We start from the raw sequence: 15,682 nt of genomic DNA on the forward strand, positions 1-15,682 counted from the left end.
ATTTCCCCTCACCGCGCGTGTTAACCTATCAACGCGCTAATGTCATTCCAGGTAGCAAAAACCATCAGCGAAAGGACCATAGCCAGACCAATGCGAAATGCAATTTCCTGGGCCGATGCCCCCAGAGGTTTACCCCTCACCGCCTCAATCGCATAGAACATCAAATGCCCGCCATCAAGTACCGGAACAGGCATCAAATTCAGTAATCCGATGGAAACGGACAACACCGCGGCAAGCTGAAGCAGGGCTGCAACACCGAGCGTTGCCATCTGGCCGGATGCCTGGGCCACGCGGATGGGTCCCCCGAGCTGATCGGGTTTCATGTAGCCCGCGAAAAGATTGCCGATATATTTGAAGGTGCCGGTGACGATATGCCAGGTCTGGACGGCGCCTTCCTCCAAGGCTGCGAGCGGCGTGTATGTCTGCACGCGGAAATGGCCGACCTCCTGGTTCGTCACGATGCCAATCAGACCGATCTCCATCTTGTTGCCGAACTGGTCCGTCATGTCGGTGCGCTTTGGCACCATCGGCAGGTCCATCTTCTCGCCGTTCCGCTCGATGGTAACGACGATCCGCTGCTCAGGGCGAACGCTTACATAGCGGCGCACATCGTCGAACGTATCGACCTTCCCGCCGTCGATTGCGATCAGCAGGTCACCGGGCAGGATTCCGGCCTCAGCGGCAGCGCTCTCCGGCTTCACTTCGGCGACGACCGGATCGGCGATCGAGCGGCCGTAGATCGAGAAAAGAACCGCAAAGATGATGATCGCAAGCAGAAAGTTGGCGATGGGACCTGCGGCCACCGTCGCTGCGCGCTTCCAGAGCTTTGCGCCGGCAAATGAGCGCGCCCGATCCGCTTCCGACATCGCTTCGAGCTTATCCATGTCCGGCTTGCTCGAGGCATCCTCGTCGCCGAAGAACCGCACATAGCCGCCAAGCGGGATCGCCGAGATCTTCCAGCGCGTTCCATGCCGATCGGTAAAGCCCGCAAGCTCTGGTCCGAAGCCGACAGAAAAAGCGAGCACGCGGATGCCGCTCCAGCGGCCGACCAGATAGTGACCCATCTCGTGCACGAAAACGAGCAGCGAGAGGACCAGAACGAACGGAATGATATAACCCGTCAGAAAGCCGAATATACCGGTCATGCCTTCCATAAATCCTTCCGCTGCGCCCAGCGCAGATATCAGAACCCGAACAAAGCGGCGCCAAGCGGCGCCATGCCGTCACCCTTTATCAGGGAAAATAGTGTCGCGAGCAAGAAGGCTGCAAAACAAGCGAATATCAGCCCGTCGACGCGATCCATCACGCCACCGTGTCCTGGAATGAGATGACTGGAATCCTTCACGCCGAATCGCCGCTTGATGAAGGATTCGAAGAGATCGCCTGCCTGGCTGCAGACGGAAAGAATGAAGGCGACGGCCGCCGCCATCAGCCAGTCCGCCTCGGGAATGAAGAAGTAGGCGATGACACTGCCCGCAATCACAGCCGAAACTGCGCCGCCCAAAGCACCGGATTGCGTCTTTCCCGGTGAAATCCTCGGTGCGAGCTTCGGCCCGCCGACCGCTCGGCCGACGAAATAGGCAAGGATGTCGGTTGCCCAGACCACCGCGAAGACAAAGAGCATGGCTTGCAGCCCTGCAGCGTCCCCGCCCCGGATTTCGGCAAGTGCGATGCCGGTCAGTCCGGCATAGACGATGCCTGCCGGAAACCATCGGCTGGCGCTCTGCGCCGCCACGAAGCCGACAGCAATCGCAAAAAAGAAGACAAGCAGGCTCAAGGCAAAATCGAAGCGCCCGAGCAGGATTGCGGCCGCGATGGCCGCCTGCCCCACCCAGCCTGCCACATTCGCGATCGGCTGTTCGGTTTGCAGCCGCGTGATTGTCGACCATTCATAATAGACAAGCAGGGTAATTGCCGCCGAGAGCAGGCGGAAGGCGAAGCCGCCGTACCAGGTCACCGCGAGCACGACGATCGCCAGAATGACACCGGAGAAAATGCGGAGTTTCAATTCCTGCTGCATCAATCAGGTGCCTACTGCCGCGGCCTGCGGCGACAGGCCGCCGAATCGACGGTCGCGCGCCGCGAACTTCTCGAGCGCGGCATAGAAGAGCTCCCGACCGAAATCCGGCCAGAATTCCGGCACAAAGACGAACTCGGAATAAGCGGCCTGCCACAAAAGGAAGTTCGAAAGGCGCTCCTCGCCGCTGGTGCGAATGATTAGATCGGGATCGGGAATGCCGGCCGTATCCAGCCGGGTATTGACGAGCTCGGGTGTGATCTCCTGGGCTCGCAGCCGTCCGGCCTCGACATCCTCGGCAAGGCTCACCATTGCTCTGGCGATTTCGTCGCGCGAGCCGTAGTTGAAGGCGATGACCAGCGTCAGCGCGGTATTGTCCCGCGTCGTCTCTTCGGCTTCGAGCAGGAGGTTGAGGATATCGCTGCGAAGACCATGCCGGTCGCCGATGATCCTGATCCGCACATTCTGCGCATGCAGCTCGGCGAGGTCGCGCCGGATGAAGGCCTTAAGCAATCCCATGAGGTCCGAGACCTCCGCTTCCGGCCGGCGCCAGTTTTCCGAAGAAAAGGCAAAAAGCGTCAGGTACTTGATGCCGGCATCGCCTGCGGCGCGCACGGTCTCGCGAACGGCTTCAACACCTTTGCGGTGACCCATCGCGCGCGGCAGCCCTCGCTGCTTTGCCCAACGGCCGTTGCCATCCATGATGATGGCAACATGTTCTGGCATACTCAAGAATACTGGTTCCGACATTTCCCGTCCGGTCTCCAGGGGCGCAGGCAAAGCCCTAGACCTGCATGATTTCCTTTTCCTTGTCGGCAAGCAAGCGATCGATTTCGGAAATCATCTCATCCGTCATCTTCTGCACACGATCTGATTGCGCCCGGCTTTCGTCCTGGCTTATGACACCGTCCTTTTCGGCTTTCTTAAGGCCGTCCATGCCGTCACGGCGCACATGGCGGATCGCAACCTTGCTTTTCTCGGCGTAGTCATGCGCGACCTTGACTAGCGACTTGCGACGCTCTTCGTTGAGTTCCGGCAACGGAATGCGCAGGTTTTGGCCGTCGACGATCGGGTTGAGTCCGAGATTCGACTCGCGGATCGCACGTTCCGTCGCGCTCACCATCGACTTGTCCCAGACGGATACCGAAAGCATGCGCGGCTCCGGCACGGTGATATTGGCGACCTGATTGAGCGGCAAGCGCGAACCGTAGGCTTCGACCGTCACCGGGTCTAGGATGTTGGCCGAGGCGCGGCCGGTGCGTAGCGATGCGATATCGTGTTTGAATGCGGAAATAGCGCCGTCCATGCGGCGCTTCAGTTCCTTGATGTCTGTAGCTTCAGTCATGCTCAATACTCCTGTCAGTCGAAGACGCGCAGCCGTCGCAGCGCTGTCTCTCAATCAGTTGTCCGATACGATGGTCTTGAGGCCACCGCCCGTCAAGATTTCAGCAAAACCGCCTTTCTCGTGGATCGAGAAGACGATGATCGGAATGGAATTCTCGCGCGCGAGGGCGACAGCCGCGACGTCCATCACGGCAAGGCCCTTGTCGAGCACTTCCTGGTGAGTCAGCCGGTCGAAACGCGTTGCAAACGGATCCTTCTTCGGGTCGGCTGAATAGATTCCGTCCACCTGGGTGCCCTTGAAGATCGCCTGGGCGCCCATCTCGGCGGCTCGAAGGGCTGCGGCAGAATCGGTCGTGAAAAACGGATTGCCGGTGCCGCCCGCGAAAATGACCACGCGGCCCATCGACAGATGGTAGAGGGTCGCGCGCTGCGAGAAGCTCTCGCAGAGCTCCGGCATGGAGATCGCCGAAAGCACGACCGTATCGATGTTCAGCTTGCGCAGCGAGGTTGCGAGCGCCAGCGCGTTGATCACGGTACCAAGCATACCCATGTGGTCGCCGGTCACACGGTCGCCGCCCTTGGAGGCGACGGCCACGCCACGGAAGATATTGCCGCCGCCGACGACGACACCGACTTCGACGCCCATCTGGCGGGCTTCGGCAATATCCGACGCGATGCGGTCCGCTACCGCAACATCGATACCGAATCCCTGGCTGCCCATGAGCGCTTCGCCGGAAGCCTTGAGTAGAACGCGTTTATAGACAGGCTCTGACGACATCTTGGCTCCTCGTATGTTGGCATGATTGCCGGATACACGAAGGGCACCGCGTTGTCACGCGATGCCCTGCCGTTTTCACATTATATGAGGTTTTATCAGCCCTTGGCGGCAGCCGCGACTTCGGCTGCGAAGTCGGTTTCTTCCTTCTCGACGCCTTCGCCGAGCAGCAGGCGTGCCATGCCGGTGATCTCGATCGGCGCACCGACGGTCTTTTCAGCTTCCTTGAGTGCGGCACCGACCGTCAGGTCCGGATTGATGACGAAAGCCTGGGAAACCAGCGCGACTTCTTCGAAGAACTTGCGCATGCGGCCATCAACCATCTTTTCGATGATGTTGTCCGGCTTGCCGGAAGCACGCGACTGCTCGATGAAGACGTTGCGTTCGCGCTCGGCGACAGCGGCGTCGACTTCTTCCGGACGGATGGCGAGCGGCGAGGTCGCTGCGATGTGCATGGCGATCTGGCGGCCGATGGCGTTCAGCGCCTCCTTGTTGCCGGTCGACTTCAGCGCAACCAGAACGCCCAGCTTGCCGAGACCGTCGGAAACAGCGTTGTGGACGTAGGTGGCGACGACGCCGTCCTCGACGGAGAGGGCAACCGAACGGCGGAGGTTCATGTTTTCGCCGATGGTCGCGATCGCGTCCTTGATCGTGTCCGCAACGGACTTGCCGGAAACCGGATAGGTCGCAGCAGCAACGGCCTCGACAGAACCGTTGGTCGACGCGGCAACCTTTGCGATGCCGCGGACGAGATCCTGGAAGGCGTCATTACGGGCAACGAAGTCGGTTTCGGAGTTGACTTCGACCACGACTGCCTTGGTGCCTTCGCTGGCAACCCCGACGAGACCTTCGGCGGCGGTGCGGCCCGACTTCTTGTCAGCCTTGGCGATGCCCTTGGCGCGCAGCCAGTCGATCGCCGCTTCCATGTCGCCATTGGTTTCAGCTAGAGCCTTCTTGCAGTCCATCATCCCTGCGCCGGTTTTTTCGCGCAGTTCCTTCACCATTGCAGCCGTAATCTCGGTCATAAGCTTCCTCTTGTCGGTTTACGGTGGTCCGCAACATGCTCTGCGCCACCGGATTGAGGCACGAAATGTACCTTTATGTATGACAGCGTGATGAAGACGCGCCATAACAGAACTCGTTGCGGATCGGCCTGAACCTACCGCCCTGAAAAGGTCAAGGCCGCCGGAGCTTCGCAAAGTCTCGCGCGGCCTTTCCCAATCCAGTCAAGCTGGACGGACCTGAGGGCCCGTCCGCCTGTTTATCAGGCTTGAGCCTCGTCGAGCGTCGGCTCGATCGGAGCTTCAACGGAAGCGCCGAGGTCGCGGCCCGATGCGCTCTGCTGACGGGCGATACCGTCGATAGCGGCGCGGGAAATCAGGTCGCAGTAGAGAGCGATGGCACGCGAAGCGTCGTCGTTGCCCGGGATCGGATAGTCGATGAGGTCCGGATCGCAGTTCGAGTCGATGATGGCGACAACCGGGATGCCGAGGCGCTTGGCTTCGTCGATCGCGATCTTTTCCTTGTTGGTATCGATGATGAACATCAGGTCCGGCGTACCGCCCATGTCCTTGATACCACCAAGAGCCTTGTCGAGCTTTTCACGCTCGCGCTCGAGGTTCAGACGTTCCTTCTTGGTGAAGCCCTGCGCTTCGTTGGAAAGGATTTCGTCGAGCTTGCGCAGACGCTGGATCGAGTTGGAGATCGTCTTCCAGTTCGTCATCATGCCGCCGAGCCAGCGCGAGTTGACGTAGTACTGGGCGGAACGCTTGGCCGAGTCAGCGATGAGCTCGGAAGCCTGCCGCTTGGTACCGACGAAGAGAACGCGGCCGCCACGGGCAACGGTGTCGCTGACAACCTGCAGCGCGCGCGAAAGCATCGGAACGGTCTGAGCCAGATCGATGATGTGGATGTTGTTACGATCGCCGAAAATGTACGGCTTCATCTTCGGGTTCCAGCGATGAGTCTGGTGGCCGAAGTGAACACCAGCTTCCAGAAGCTGGCGCATAGAAAAATCAGGCAATGCCATGCCTTTGACTCCTTTTCCGGTTGAACCTCCGCAAGGCGAACAGCATCTTCTTCGAAGATGCCACCGGCGGAAAAATCCGGATTTCTCCCGGACGATCCCATGCCTTACGTGTGGAATGCGGCTGCCCTTACCGTCGATCCGCCGAAAATGCAAGGCGTTCGCTCAAAAAAACTGCCATCAGACTGCCCCTAGCCCTGCACTTGGAGAAACTCGACCGGCCCGCCGGCCAGCGAATCTTCAAACACGGCGCAGGAAAGCGGACCGCCAAACACGCATCCGCTGTCGATATTCGTGCGGTTGCCGACGGTCAACGGGTTTGCGTCCGAGGGCGTGTGTCCATGACACAAGTGTTTCCCCCAATAGTCGGCTGAATAGTCATCGGGAACTCGAAGCCAAAGCAAGTCTTGGGGGGCCTGCATCTCCAGCGGCAGATCCGGAACAACGCCGGCATGCACAAAGATTCGGTGGCTATCGGCATACATCAACGACAGCTGACTGACCCACAGCAGATGGTTTGCGGCAACCTTGCCCCCATAGGAAAGCTCCGTTTCGAAACCGCCGTTCTCCAACCACCAGATGCGCTCGTCATCGTTAGCACAGGCGCGCAACATCATATCCTCGTGGTTGCCCTTCAGGCATACCCATCGCCAGGATTCGCTGCCCGATCCGTTCATCAGGAGATCGATCACTCCTTTGCTGTCTGGGCCACGGTCGATATAGTCGCCGATGAAAACCACCGTGCCGGCGCGTGCGTATGTCGCGATGCGATCAAGCATCGCTCTCAACGGCTCTAGGCAGCCATGGATGTCGCCAACCGCAAATGTGAAATTCATGCCGGCGCCTCCCGCGGGACATTGATTTCATTGCCACCGTTTGCGCGCCCGCTCAGTCCGTTGCGCAGGGCCAGTTCTTCGGCATCGTGAGACCGGAAGGAAGCTTGGTCGACGTATCGCCGCAGGCCAGTTCGATCTGCGACTGCTGAAGCCCTGTTGCGGCGGAGAGATCGAGCCCCTCTATTCTCGTCAGGAACATGAAGGCGCGATCGAAATCGATCGAACCTTCGAAGCTCGCGCCGCTGAGATCGGCGCGGGAGAGATTGGCAAGCGCAAACCTGGCTCCGGTCAATACGGCGGTTTCAAAGGTTGCGCGCCCGAGCTCGGCCTTTTCGAAGTTCGCGCCTGAAAGCTGTGCGCCAGTGAAATCCGCACGCTGCAGCTCAGCGCTGATGAAGGAAGCGCGCTGCGCCGACGCATTCTGGAACACGACCCGGTAGGCTTCGATCTTGTCGAATCTGGCCCCATCGGCCTTTGCGCCTTCGAGCCAGGCGCGTATCAGGGTGGCTTTCTCTAGGTTTGCCGAAGCAAGGTTCGCGTTCTTGAGGCTGGTCTGCGACAGATCCGTGCCTGCGAGACTAGCTTTTTCGAAGTCGCTGCCTTCAAGCATCAGGTTCTTCTTGGTGCATTCGCTCCAGTCAACGCCTGCGTTAGGCGTGTCGTGGCAATCGGCCGCCATCACACGACCGCCCGATACCACAGCCGCAGCAGCAACGAGCGCCACCATAAGCCCTGAACGTGCAATCCGTGACAAGTTCTTCATATCCCACCCCCTATCGGCCCCGCCCGGCAACAGCGGCAGGCCCGGGCAGGACAATGTCCGTCCTGCACTTCTATTATGCACTAGAAAAAGAGAAACAGGGCATAACACGTTGTCTAAGATGCGCCTCAATGCCGAGAGCGGTTCACTTGCAGGTATCGGCCTTGTTATCCAGCATTTCCAACTTCGCGAGCCTGCCGGTCAGAACGAAATCTCCATAGTCCATGGTCAGATCGCGCGTAATGCCGTTCTCATAAAGCTTGAATGACATGCGATAGACCGGCAGCGCGTCCGATTTCGTATTCTCGTTGAAATAGGAGATCGTCACCGGCCAGACCGCCGTCTTTGAAAACGCGCCGGCATTGCCCGCATCCGCCTCGTCGCCGGCAACCGGCGTAATCTGTTTGCCGACCACGGTCGTCGTCGCCAGCGGCTTGTCCCCATCGTCAGAGCCATCGAAGACGCGGGCTTCGAAGAAACGCCTGCCCGCCTTGGCATTCTCGATCACGTCGAGCATGTGCTCGGTCGGAAAGCGGCTTTCGGCAAGCTGCAATTCCTTGCTCTGAGGGCGCGTCAGATCGACTGTCACGCCGTCCGGCTTGTCGTTTGCCTCGCCGTTGACTTCCTTGTCGAGCTGATCGTCCGTGAAAGACTTCGTTTCGAAGGTGAAGCGGCGGTCCTTCACGTTTTCGAAGGTTTTCGTCTGCTGGTCGCTGACGCGGGTGCTGTCGCCGGTGTTGATCTGCGTCACGAAGCGGAAATTGGTGGTGAAGCCGTCGCAATAATTCCCGTTGAATTCATAGACCATGCGGCCATACATGCCGGCGATGCCAGAGCGCTCGGTAGCGTCCTTCAGTTCGAGATCGTAGATCGCCCGGTGGGCGACCAGGCCGGAGGCGATCGCAGCGCCGGAGGCAGGCGCGGCCGCCCCGGCACTCGTTGCGACGCCGGTAAGAAGAAGGGCGGCAAGACTCGGTCGGAACATCCATTATCTCCTGTTGGACTCGGCCGCGATGTTATAAGAACGCTTTCGGCCAAATCGAGGCTCGAAACCGTCATACGCAAGATTCTAGTCCCGATGCATAATTTTTTGAAGAACTGAAACAAAAAGCGGAGACGAAAATGTCGAATGAAATCGCGGCCCGCCTGACGGAAATGGGGATAACTCTGCCGGAAGCCGCCGCACCCGCTGCCAATTACGTTCCTTATGTGATCAGCGGCAACCTTCTCTATATTTCCGGCCAGCTTCCGCTCGAAGGCGGCAAGGTCGCCGTGAGCGGCCATCTTGGCAGGAATGTCGACGTTCCCGCCGGTCAGCGCGGCGCCGAGCTTTGCGCCATCAACATTCTCGCTCAGGCCAAGGCGGCGCTCGGCGGCGATCTCGGCCGTATCAAGCGCGTCATCAAACTCAACGGCTTTGTCGCCTCCACCCCGGAATTCGTCGAACAGCATCTTGTTATCAATGGCGCATCAAACCTGATAGCCGGCGTCCTCGGCGAGGCCGGAAAGCATGCCCGTGCCGCCGTCGGCATGGCGGCGCTGCCGCTCAACGCCGCAGTCGAAATCGATGCCATCATGGAAATTGCGTCATGACTTCCGCCGCCTGGATAAAGGAACTGCCGGTCGCCCATCGCGGCTACCACGACACCAACAAGCTCGTCTGGGAAAATACGCTCACCGCCTTTGCCCGCGCCGTCGAAGCCGGCTTCGCGATCGAATGCGATCTCCATTATGCCTCCGATGGCGTGCCGATCATCTTTCATGACGAGAACCTCGAACGTCTCTGTAACATAAAGGGCGATATCCGCGAGCGCACCTCCAGGGAGCTCGGCCTGCTGTCCGTCGGCGGCACGACCGACAAGATCCCGACGCTCAGGCAATTGCTCGATCTCGTGAAGGGCAAGGTTCCGCTCGTCCTCGAACTCAAGGGCCGCGAGGCGGATGACGAAGGCTTTGCCGAAGCGGTGATCGAAGTGCTGGAAGGCTATGACGGCAAAGTCGCGCTCATGAGCTTCGACCACTGGCTGCTGCGCGACCTCAAAGCCTTGAACGCGCCCTACCCGCTCGGCCTCACCGCCGGCGGCAACAAGCCGGAAGAATTCGCGAACCACGAACGGGCGATGGAAATCGACCTCGATTTCATCTCCTATTTCTTCGCCGATCTGCCGAATGCCTTCATCACCGGCCAGCGCGCCAAGGGCATCCCGGTCATCACCTGGACGGTCCGCGACGAGAAGGCGCGCAAGCACACCTTCGAGAATGCCGATCAGATGACGTTCGAAGGTTTCGATCCCCGCGTTTCCGTTTGACGCTCGCTTTTTGGACAAGATCGTGCGCAGACTGAAGGGGAGCCAATAATCCTCCTCCCAAGGGCCTCGCATTTGCTCCATGACAGACGAATTATCGATCCGCGTCGAACGGTCCTTCACCGCGATTTCCCCGGAGAGCTGGTCCCGGCTTTCCGGAACGTCTAAGGAAGGCAAGGCGCTCGCCTATAACCCCTTTCTGTCGCACGCCTTCCTCTCCGCGCTCGAAGAGTCAGGCTCTGCCACCGCGCAAACCGGCTGGCTCGGCCATCATCTGCTACTTGAGACGGACACGGACGAGCTGATCGGTGCTCTGCCCGGTTATCTGAAGAGTCACAGCCAGGGCGAATACGTCTTCGACCACGGCTGGGCAGATGCTTTCGAGCGCGCCGGCGGGCGCTATTACCCGAAGCTGCAATGTTCGATACCCTTCACGCCGGCGACCGGTCCGCGCTTGCTCGTTGCGGATGGCCTTGAACGGCGGCCGATCCAGAACGCCATTGCCGAGGGCCTGAAGGAAGTCGTCCGTCGCCTCGGCGTCTCATCGGCGCACGTCACATTCGTGCCTGAAGACGAGATCGGCGTCTTCGAGACCGACGGCTACCTGCACCGGACCGACCAGCAGTTCCATTTCATCAACGAGGGCTATACCAATCACGAGGAATTCCTCGAAACGCTGGCCTCGCGCAAGCGCAAGGCGCTGCGCAAGGAGCGCCGCACCGCGCTTGAAAACGGCATCAGTATCGACTGGCTGACCGGCAGCGATCTAACCGAACGCATCTGGGACCAGTTCTTCGCTTTCTACATGGATACCGGCGGCCGTAAATGGGGACGGCCATACCTGACCCGTAAGTTCTATTCGCTGATCGGCGAGCGTATGCCGGAAGATGTCTTGCTGGTGATGGCCAAGCGCAACGGCCGCTATATCGCGGGTGCCATCAACTTTATCGGCGGCGATACGCTCTACGGGCGCCACTGGGGCTGCGTCGAAGACCATCCCTTCCTGCACTTCGAGGTCTGTTATCATCAGGCGATCGACTTTGCGCTCGCCAAGGGCCTGAAGCGCGTCGAAGCGGGCGCGCAGGGCGAGCACAAGCTCGCGCGCGGTTACCTGCCGGTGACAACACATTCGGCGCACTATGTCGCCCATGCCGGCCTGCGGCGCGCGATTGCCGACTATCTGGAACGCGAACGCGAGGACGTCGAGCACATGAACGAGATTCTCGCCGAGCACAGTCCGTTCCGCAAAGGCGAGCGGCAGCAGGAGGATTGACGCTCGCGCCTTTGCTGCGCTACCCGATCACCGGAGAACGAGGAGATTTCGAGATGACCAGCGCCGCCTACGACGACACCAATATCTTCGCCAAAATCCTGCGTGGTGAGATCCCGTCGCACCGCATCTACGAGGACGAGCACACGGTCGCCTTCATGGACGTCATGCCGCAGGCTCCCGGCCATGTCCTGGTCGTGCCGAAGGCGCCGTCACGCAATATTTTCGATGCCGACCCCACGGTCCTCGCGCAGACGATTCCCGTCGTTCAGAAGATCGCGAAGGCCGTGAAAGAGGCTTTCGATGCCGACGGTGTCCTGGTCTGCCAATTCAACGAACCGGCCGCCGGCCAGAGCGTCTTCCACTTGCACTTCCACGTCATCCCGCGCCACGAGGGCGTTGCCCTCAAGCCGCATTCCGGCAAGATGGAGGATGGCGCCGTGCTTACCGCGAATGCCGAAAAGATAAAGGGTGAGCTTGGGAACTAGTTTCAGGACCAATTAATTTGCAGCTCGTCAAATGACTGCTGCGGGCCCAGCCTTGACCGTTCCGAAATTCGAACAGCTGAGATCGGTCAAATTGGCGTACACGTGTCAGAAAGTTTTTCAGTCCGGTGAAGGTCCACGTCGGTTTCCCGCCTATCGATTTTCGGCCGGTTCGCGACCTGCCGCCAAGCGTCCAGAGACTGCCGATCGCGCCAAAGCCTAACGATGTTAACACGCTCTGTTAGAGCGGCCTTGTGCCCCGAGAACCTAGAAAAATCAAAGGCCGCATCGCTGCGGCCTTCTTCATCTACGTCACGACGACGACCTATTTCCTTCGCGGCACCTTAGGCACTGCACTCGCCTTCTTCGGTGCGTCCCGGACCTCAGCCTTCGCCTTCTTAACTGCCGTCTTCTTGGCTTTTGCCTTCGTCTTCAGCTCGCCGTCATCCTCGTCGTCTGTTTCCGGATGAACGGTTTCGGCTTCCGGCTTCGGCTTGATTGGCGCGGATTCGGGGATTGCTTCGAGGATGATACCAGGCTTGCCGTCTTCCGTCGGACCGACGGTGACGTTCACGACGCCGCCCTTCTTCAGCTTGCCGAAGAGGATTTCGTTCGCCAGCGGCTTCTTGATCGCATCCTGAATGACGCGGGCAAGCGGGCGAGCTCCCATCTTCTCGTCGTAACCCTTTTCCGCAAGCCAATCTATCGCTTCCTCCTGCAGGTCGAAAGTGACGTTGCGTTCAGAAAGCTGAGCCTCCAGCTGCATGATGAACTTCTGCACGACCTTGTGGATGACGGCCGTAGGCAGTGACGCGAAGGGAATGATCGCGTCGAGACGGTTGCGGAATTCCGGCGTGAACAGACGGGTCAGCGCCTCCTCATCCTCGCCGGTGCGCTTGGACGAACCGAAGCCAATTGCGGCCTTGGCCATTTCCGACGCGCCCGCATTGGTCGTCATGATCAAGATGACGTTGCGGAAGTCGATCTTCTTGCCGTTATGGTCGGTCAGCGCGCCGTGGTCCATGACCTGCAGCAGGATATTGTAGATATCCGGATGCGCCTTCTCGATCTCATCGAGCAGGACCACGCAATGCGGATGCTGATCGACGCCATCGGTCAAAAGGCCACCTTGGTCGAAGCCAACATAGCCGGGAGGTGCGCCAAGCAGGCGAGAAACGGTGTGCCGTTCCATATATTCCGACATGTCGAAGCGCAGCATCTCGACGCCGAGCGACGACGCGAGCTGCTTGGCTACTTCCGTCTTGCCGACGCCGGTCGGGCCGGAGAAGACGTAGGCGCCGATCGGCTTGTTCGGCTCGCGGAGCCCGGCACGCGCAAGCTTGATCGAAGTCGCAAGGGCTTCGATTGCCGTATCCTGGCCGTAGACCACCGAGCGCAGTTCCTGCTCCAGGTTGGCGAGAACGGCTTCGTCGTCCTTCGAAACGCTCTTTGGCGGAATGCGTGCCATGGTCGCGACCGTCGCCTCGATCTCCTTTTCGGTAATCAGCTTGCGGCGCCTGGATGGCGGCAGCAGCATCTGAGCGGCACCCGTTTCATCGATGACGTCGATCGCCTTGTCAGGCAGCTTGCGGTCGGAGATATAGCGGGCCGACAGCTCGACCGCCGACTTGATGGCGTCGTTCGAGTAGCGCAGGTGGTGGTACTCTTCGAAATAAGGCTTCAGGCCCTTCATGATTTCGATCGCATCATCGATCGACGGCTCGTTGACATCGATCTTCTGGAAACGGCGAACCAGAGCTCGGTCCTTCTCGAAGAACTGGCGGTATTCCTTGTAGGTCGTCGAACCGATGCAGCGGATCGCGCCGGACGAAAGCGCCGGCTTCAGAAGGTTCGATGCATCCATCGCGCCGCCAGAGGTGGCGCCCGCACCAATGACGGTATGGATTTCGTCGATGAAGAGCACGGCGCCCGGATACTCTTCGAGTTCCTTGACGACCTGCTTCAGACGCTCTTCAAAATCGCCACGGTAACGAGTGCCGGCAAGCAGCGTGCCCATGTCGAGCGAGAAGATGGTGGCGTCGGCGAGCGCTTCCGGCACCTTGCCTTCGACGATGCGCTTGGCGAGGCCTTCAGCGATCGCCGTCTTGCCGACACCCGGATCGCCCACATAAAGCGGGTTATTCTTGGAGCGGCGGCACAGCACCTGGATCGTACGGCTGACTTCCGAGTTACGCCCGATCAACGGATCGATCTTGCCGCTCTTGGCCTTCTCGTTGAGATTGACGCAATAGGCCTTCAGAGCATCCTGCTGCTTCTTGGCGCCGCCTTCATCCTCACCGCCGCGCGATGCAGTCGGCTTGCTTTCGGCCTCCTCGTCGGCGCCACGCGGCGTGCGGACTTCCGAAGAGCCCGGGCGTTTGCCGATTCCGTGGGAGATGTAGTTGACCGCGTCGTATCGGGTCATTTCCTGCTCCTGCAGGAAATAGGCCGCGTGGCTTTCGCGCTCGGCAAAGATTGCGACAAGGACATTTGCCCCCGTTACTTCTTCCCGGCCGGACGATTGCACATGGATCACGGCACGCTGGATGACGCGCTGGAAGCCGGAGGTCGGCTTGGAGTCCTCGTCGTATCCGGTAACCAGATTGGAAAGTTCATTGTCGACGTATTCGATCAGCGTCTTGCGCAGCGCGTCGAGGTCGACATTGCATGCACCCATGACAGCTGCCGCATCGGCATCGTCGATCAAGGCGAGCAGCAGATGCTCGAGCGTCGCATATTCGTGATGCCGCTCGTTGGCAAAGGTCAGTGCCTGATGGAGCGCCTTCTCAAGACTAGGCGAAAATGTTGGCACGTTGAGATCCTCACTTCTTTTCCATGACGCACTGCAGCGGATGCTGGTGCTGACGGGCGAAGTCCATCACCTGACTTACCTTCGTCTCCGCTACCTCGTATGTAAATATCCCGCATTCGCCGACGCCATGGTTATGGACATGAAGCATGATGCGGGTGGCACTTTCACGATCCTTCTGGAAAAAACGCTCCAGAATGTGGATGACGAACTCCATGGGAGTGTAGTCGTCATTCAGGATGAGCACGCGGTAGAGATTGGGCTTCTTGGTCTTCGGCTTTGTGCGTGTGATGACCGAGGTTCCGCGATTTCCGTTGTCCCCGTTCCTTTCGCTGTCGTTCTGCATCCGGATCGGCTTTGCGATCATTGTCATTCATTCCTCGGTCTATCCGGTGGTGCATGGGAGGCTGCTTTACCCGCCGGATATCTGAAACACTAACTTAGTTCATAATAGAGCGATTTTAAGCCCCTTGTTTGCGACTGCAATCACAATTCGCCAGGACTCGACGCAAAGACTAAAAAAGTCCCATTCGAATTCTTGGAGGGCTTGTGGAAACAAAAAAGACCGGCCGCAGATGCGTTGCCGGTCTTCGTTTTTCAAGAGGTGCGCTGTTCGCACCATCGCATTTACGCAGCTGTGGGCGTCACCTGAGGAGCCTTGGGCGACTTCGCGGGCGGAGCCGATACCGGCGGTTCGTAAGGCTTATAGGCGCCCTTGGCGAGATCGGCGTACATTTCCCCCATCTTCGTCGCCTCGGCGATAAAATTCTCGTAGGAAGACTTGATGAAGCCTGTCTGCAATTCGAAGACCGTTTCGAAGCTTCGGGCGCCCGACAGCGTCTCGAAATGATTGACGGCGTCCTGGAAGGATTTCTTGGAATATTCGGCAGCTTCGGTGGCGATCGCCTGGACGCCCTTGGCCGCGTCGGAATAGCTCTTCAGCATCGTGTCCATGGCTTCCTTGCTCTTCCGGCTCGTGTCGTCGAAGTTGAACATGTTCGTCTCCTCCTTTTGTGGTACTGGCTGCCGCAAAAGGTAGCTGCGCCGCACAAAT

The 15,682-nt window shown here is 59.3% G+C and carries 17 protein-coding genes; 4 read left to right on the forward strand and 13 right to left on the reverse strand.

Annotated features, from left to right (window positions below):
* Window positions 1–20 precede the first annotated feature (20 nt).
* The 10 genes from rseP to BLP23_RS23395 form a co-directional block, all read right to left on the reverse strand.
* On the reverse strand, window positions 21–1,154 hold the full coding sequence (gene rseP / locus BLP23_RS23350) for an RIP metalloprotease RseP (protein WP_092587153.1): 1,134 nt from the start codon (window positions 1,152–1,154) through the stop codon (window positions 21–23).
* A gap of 29 nt (window positions 1,155–1,183) precedes the next feature.
* Window positions 1,184–2,020 carry a phosphatidate cytidylyltransferase gene (locus tag BLP23_RS23355; RefSeq protein WP_092587154.1) on the reverse strand — a complete coding sequence of 279 codons (837 nt, stop codon included), beginning with the start codon at window positions 2,018–2,020 and terminating at the stop codon, window positions 1,184–1,186.
* A 3-nt stretch (window positions 2,021–2,023) separates the two neighbouring features.
* A complete protein-coding gene (locus BLP23_RS23360; protein ID WP_092587155.1) occupies window positions 2,024–2,767 on the reverse strand; it encodes an isoprenyl transferase in 744 nt (247 codons plus the stop codon).
* Between the two features lie 34 nt (window positions 2,768–2,801).
* Window positions 2,802–3,362, reverse strand: coding sequence for a ribosome recycling factor (gene frr / locus BLP23_RS23365; protein WP_022715486.1), 561 nt, complete (start codon window positions 3,360–3,362; stop codon window positions 2,802–2,804).
* 54 nt (window positions 3,363–3,416) lie between these two features.
* Window positions 3,417–4,139: a UMP kinase gene (gene pyrH / locus BLP23_RS23370; RefSeq protein ID WP_022715485.1), complete on the reverse strand. Its 723-nt coding sequence runs from the start codon at window positions 4,137–4,139 to the stop codon at window positions 3,417–3,419.
* Window positions 4,140–4,234: 95 nt separating this feature from the next.
* Window positions 4,235–5,161 carry a translation elongation factor Ts gene (tsf, locus tag BLP23_RS23375; protein ID WP_092587156.1) on the reverse strand — a complete coding sequence of 309 codons (927 nt, stop codon included), beginning with the start codon at window positions 5,159–5,161 and terminating at the stop codon, window positions 4,235–4,237.
* 239 nt (window positions 5,162–5,400) lie between these two features.
* Window positions 5,401–6,165 carry a 30S ribosomal protein S2 gene (gene rpsB / locus BLP23_RS23380; RefSeq protein WP_022715483.1) on the reverse strand — a complete coding sequence of 255 codons (765 nt, stop codon included), beginning with the start codon at window positions 6,163–6,165 and terminating at the stop codon, window positions 5,401–5,403.
* A 188-nt stretch (window positions 6,166–6,353) separates the two neighbouring features.
* Entirely contained in the window at window positions 6,354–6,998 is a 645-nt protein-coding gene (locus BLP23_RS23385) for a metallophosphoesterase family protein (protein WP_092587157.1), read from the reverse strand.
* Between the two features lie 52 nt (window positions 6,999–7,050).
* Entirely contained in the window at window positions 7,051–7,761 is a 711-nt protein-coding gene (locus BLP23_RS23390; RefSeq protein WP_092587158.1) for a pentapeptide repeat-containing protein, read from the reverse strand.
* Window positions 7,762–7,903: 142 nt separating this feature from the next.
* A complete protein-coding gene (locus BLP23_RS23395; protein WP_092587159.1) occupies window positions 7,904–8,743 on the reverse strand; it encodes a cell envelope integrity EipB family protein in 840 nt (279 codons plus the stop codon).
* 137 nt (window positions 8,744–8,880) lie between these two features.
* Here BLP23_RS23395 and BLP23_RS23400 point away from each other — a divergent pair, with 137 nt between their 5' ends.
* From BLP23_RS23400 to BLP23_RS23415, 4 genes are all read left to right on the forward strand, one after another.
* Window positions 8,881–9,351 carry a RidA family protein gene (locus BLP23_RS23400; protein ID WP_092587160.1) on the forward strand — a complete coding sequence of 157 codons (471 nt, stop codon included), beginning with the start codon at window positions 8,881–8,883 and terminating at the stop codon, window positions 9,349–9,351.
* Window positions 9,348–10,067, forward strand: a complete 720-nt coding sequence (locus tag BLP23_RS23405) for a glycerophosphodiester phosphodiesterase (RefSeq protein ID WP_092587161.1) — start codon at window positions 9,348–9,350, stop codon at window positions 10,065–10,067. Before BLP23_RS23400 ends, BLP23_RS23405 begins: the two co-directional genes overlap by 4 nt.
* Window positions 10,068–10,146: 79 nt before the next feature.
* Complete coding sequence (locus BLP23_RS23410) at window positions 10,147–11,337, forward strand: GNAT family N-acetyltransferase (protein WP_092587162.1); 1,191 nt, start codon at window positions 10,147–10,149, stop codon at window positions 11,335–11,337.
* A gap of 53 nt (window positions 11,338–11,390) precedes the next feature.
* Window positions 11,391–11,822, forward strand: a complete 432-nt coding sequence (locus BLP23_RS23415; RefSeq protein WP_092587346.1) for an HIT family protein — start codon at window positions 11,391–11,393, stop codon at window positions 11,820–11,822.
* A gap of 322 nt (window positions 11,823–12,144) precedes the next feature.
* Here the strand turns inward: BLP23_RS23415 and clpA are convergent, their stop codons facing one another.
* The 3 genes from clpA to BLP23_RS23430 form a co-directional block, all read right to left on the reverse strand.
* On the reverse strand, window positions 12,145–14,631 hold the full coding sequence (gene clpA, locus BLP23_RS23420) for an ATP-dependent Clp protease ATP-binding subunit ClpA (protein ID WP_092587163.1): 2,487 nt from the start codon (window positions 14,629–14,631) through the stop codon (window positions 12,145–12,147).
* A 10-nt stretch (window positions 14,632–14,641) separates the two neighbouring features.
* The gene (gene clpS / locus BLP23_RS23425; protein WP_027509391.1) at window positions 14,642–14,995 is read right to left on the reverse strand and encodes an ATP-dependent Clp protease adapter ClpS; all 354 of its coding nucleotides are present in this window, start codon (window positions 14,993–14,995) and stop codon (window positions 14,642–14,644) included.
* 260 nt (window positions 14,996–15,255) lie between these two features.
* Window positions 15,256–15,624, reverse strand: coding sequence for a phasin family protein (locus tag BLP23_RS23430; RefSeq protein WP_092587164.1), 369 nt, complete (start codon window positions 15,622–15,624; stop codon window positions 15,256–15,258).
* Window positions 15,625–15,682: the final 58 nt, after the last annotated feature.

It is taken from the genome of Rhizobium mongolense subsp. loessense (assembly GCF_900099775.1).
GTDB lineage: Bacteria > Pseudomonadota > Alphaproteobacteria > Rhizobiales > Rhizobiaceae > Rhizobium > Rhizobium loessense.

Coding starts and splice junctions, on each gene's coding strand:
- clpS (WP_027509391.1), bottom strand. CDS start 14,995: ATGATCGCAAAGCCGATCCGGATGCAGAACGACAGCGAAAGGAACGGG.
- BLP23_RS23385 (WP_092587157.1), bottom strand. CDS start 6,998: ATGAATTTCACATTTGCGGTTGGCGACATCCATGGCTGCCTAGAGCCG.
- rseP (WP_092587153.1), bottom strand. CDS start 1,154: ATGGAAGGCATGACCGGTATATTCGGCTTTCTGACGGGTTATATCATT.
- BLP23_RS23355 (WP_092587154.1), bottom strand. CDS start 2,020: ATGCAGCAGGAATTGAAACTCCGCATTTTCTCCGGTGTCATTCTGGCG.
- BLP23_RS23360 (WP_092587155.1), bottom strand. CDS start 2,767: ATGTCGGAACCAGTATTCTTGAGTATGCCAGAACATGTTGCCATCATC.
- BLP23_RS23405 (WP_092587161.1), top strand. CDS start 9,348: ATGACTTCCGCCGCCTGGATAAAGGAACTGCCGGTCGCCCATCGCGGC.
- frr (WP_022715486.1), bottom strand. CDS start 3,362: ATGACTGAAGCTACAGACATCAAGGAACTGAAGCGCCGCATGGACGGC.
- BLP23_RS23430 (WP_092587164.1), bottom strand. CDS start 15,624: ATGTTCAACTTCGACGACACGAGCCGGAAGAGCAAGGAAGCCATGGAC.
- BLP23_RS23400 (WP_092587160.1), top strand. CDS start 8,881: ATGTCGAATGAAATCGCGGCCCGCCTGACGGAAATGGGGATAACTCTG.
- pyrH (WP_022715485.1), bottom strand. CDS start 4,139: ATGTCGTCAGAGCCTGTCTATAAACGCGTTCTACTCAAGGCTTCCGGC.
- BLP23_RS23390 (WP_092587158.1), bottom strand. CDS start 7,761: ATGAAGAACTTGTCACGGATTGCACGTTCAGGGCTTATGGTGGCGCTC.
- rpsB (WP_022715483.1), bottom strand. CDS start 6,165: ATGGCATTGCCTGATTTTTCTATGCGCCAGCTTCTGGAAGCTGGTGTT.
- BLP23_RS23415 (WP_092587346.1), top strand. CDS start 11,391: ATGACCAGCGCCGCCTACGACGACACCAATATCTTCGCCAAAATCCTG.
- BLP23_RS23395 (WP_092587159.1), bottom strand. CDS start 8,743: ATGTTCCGACCGAGTCTTGCCGCCCTTCTTCTTACCGGCGTCGCAACG.
- BLP23_RS23410 (WP_092587162.1), top strand. CDS start 10,147: ATGACAGACGAATTATCGATCCGCGTCGAACGGTCCTTCACCGCGATT.
- tsf (WP_092587156.1), bottom strand. CDS start 5,161: ATGACCGAGATTACGGCTGCAATGGTGAAGGAACTGCGCGAAAAAACC.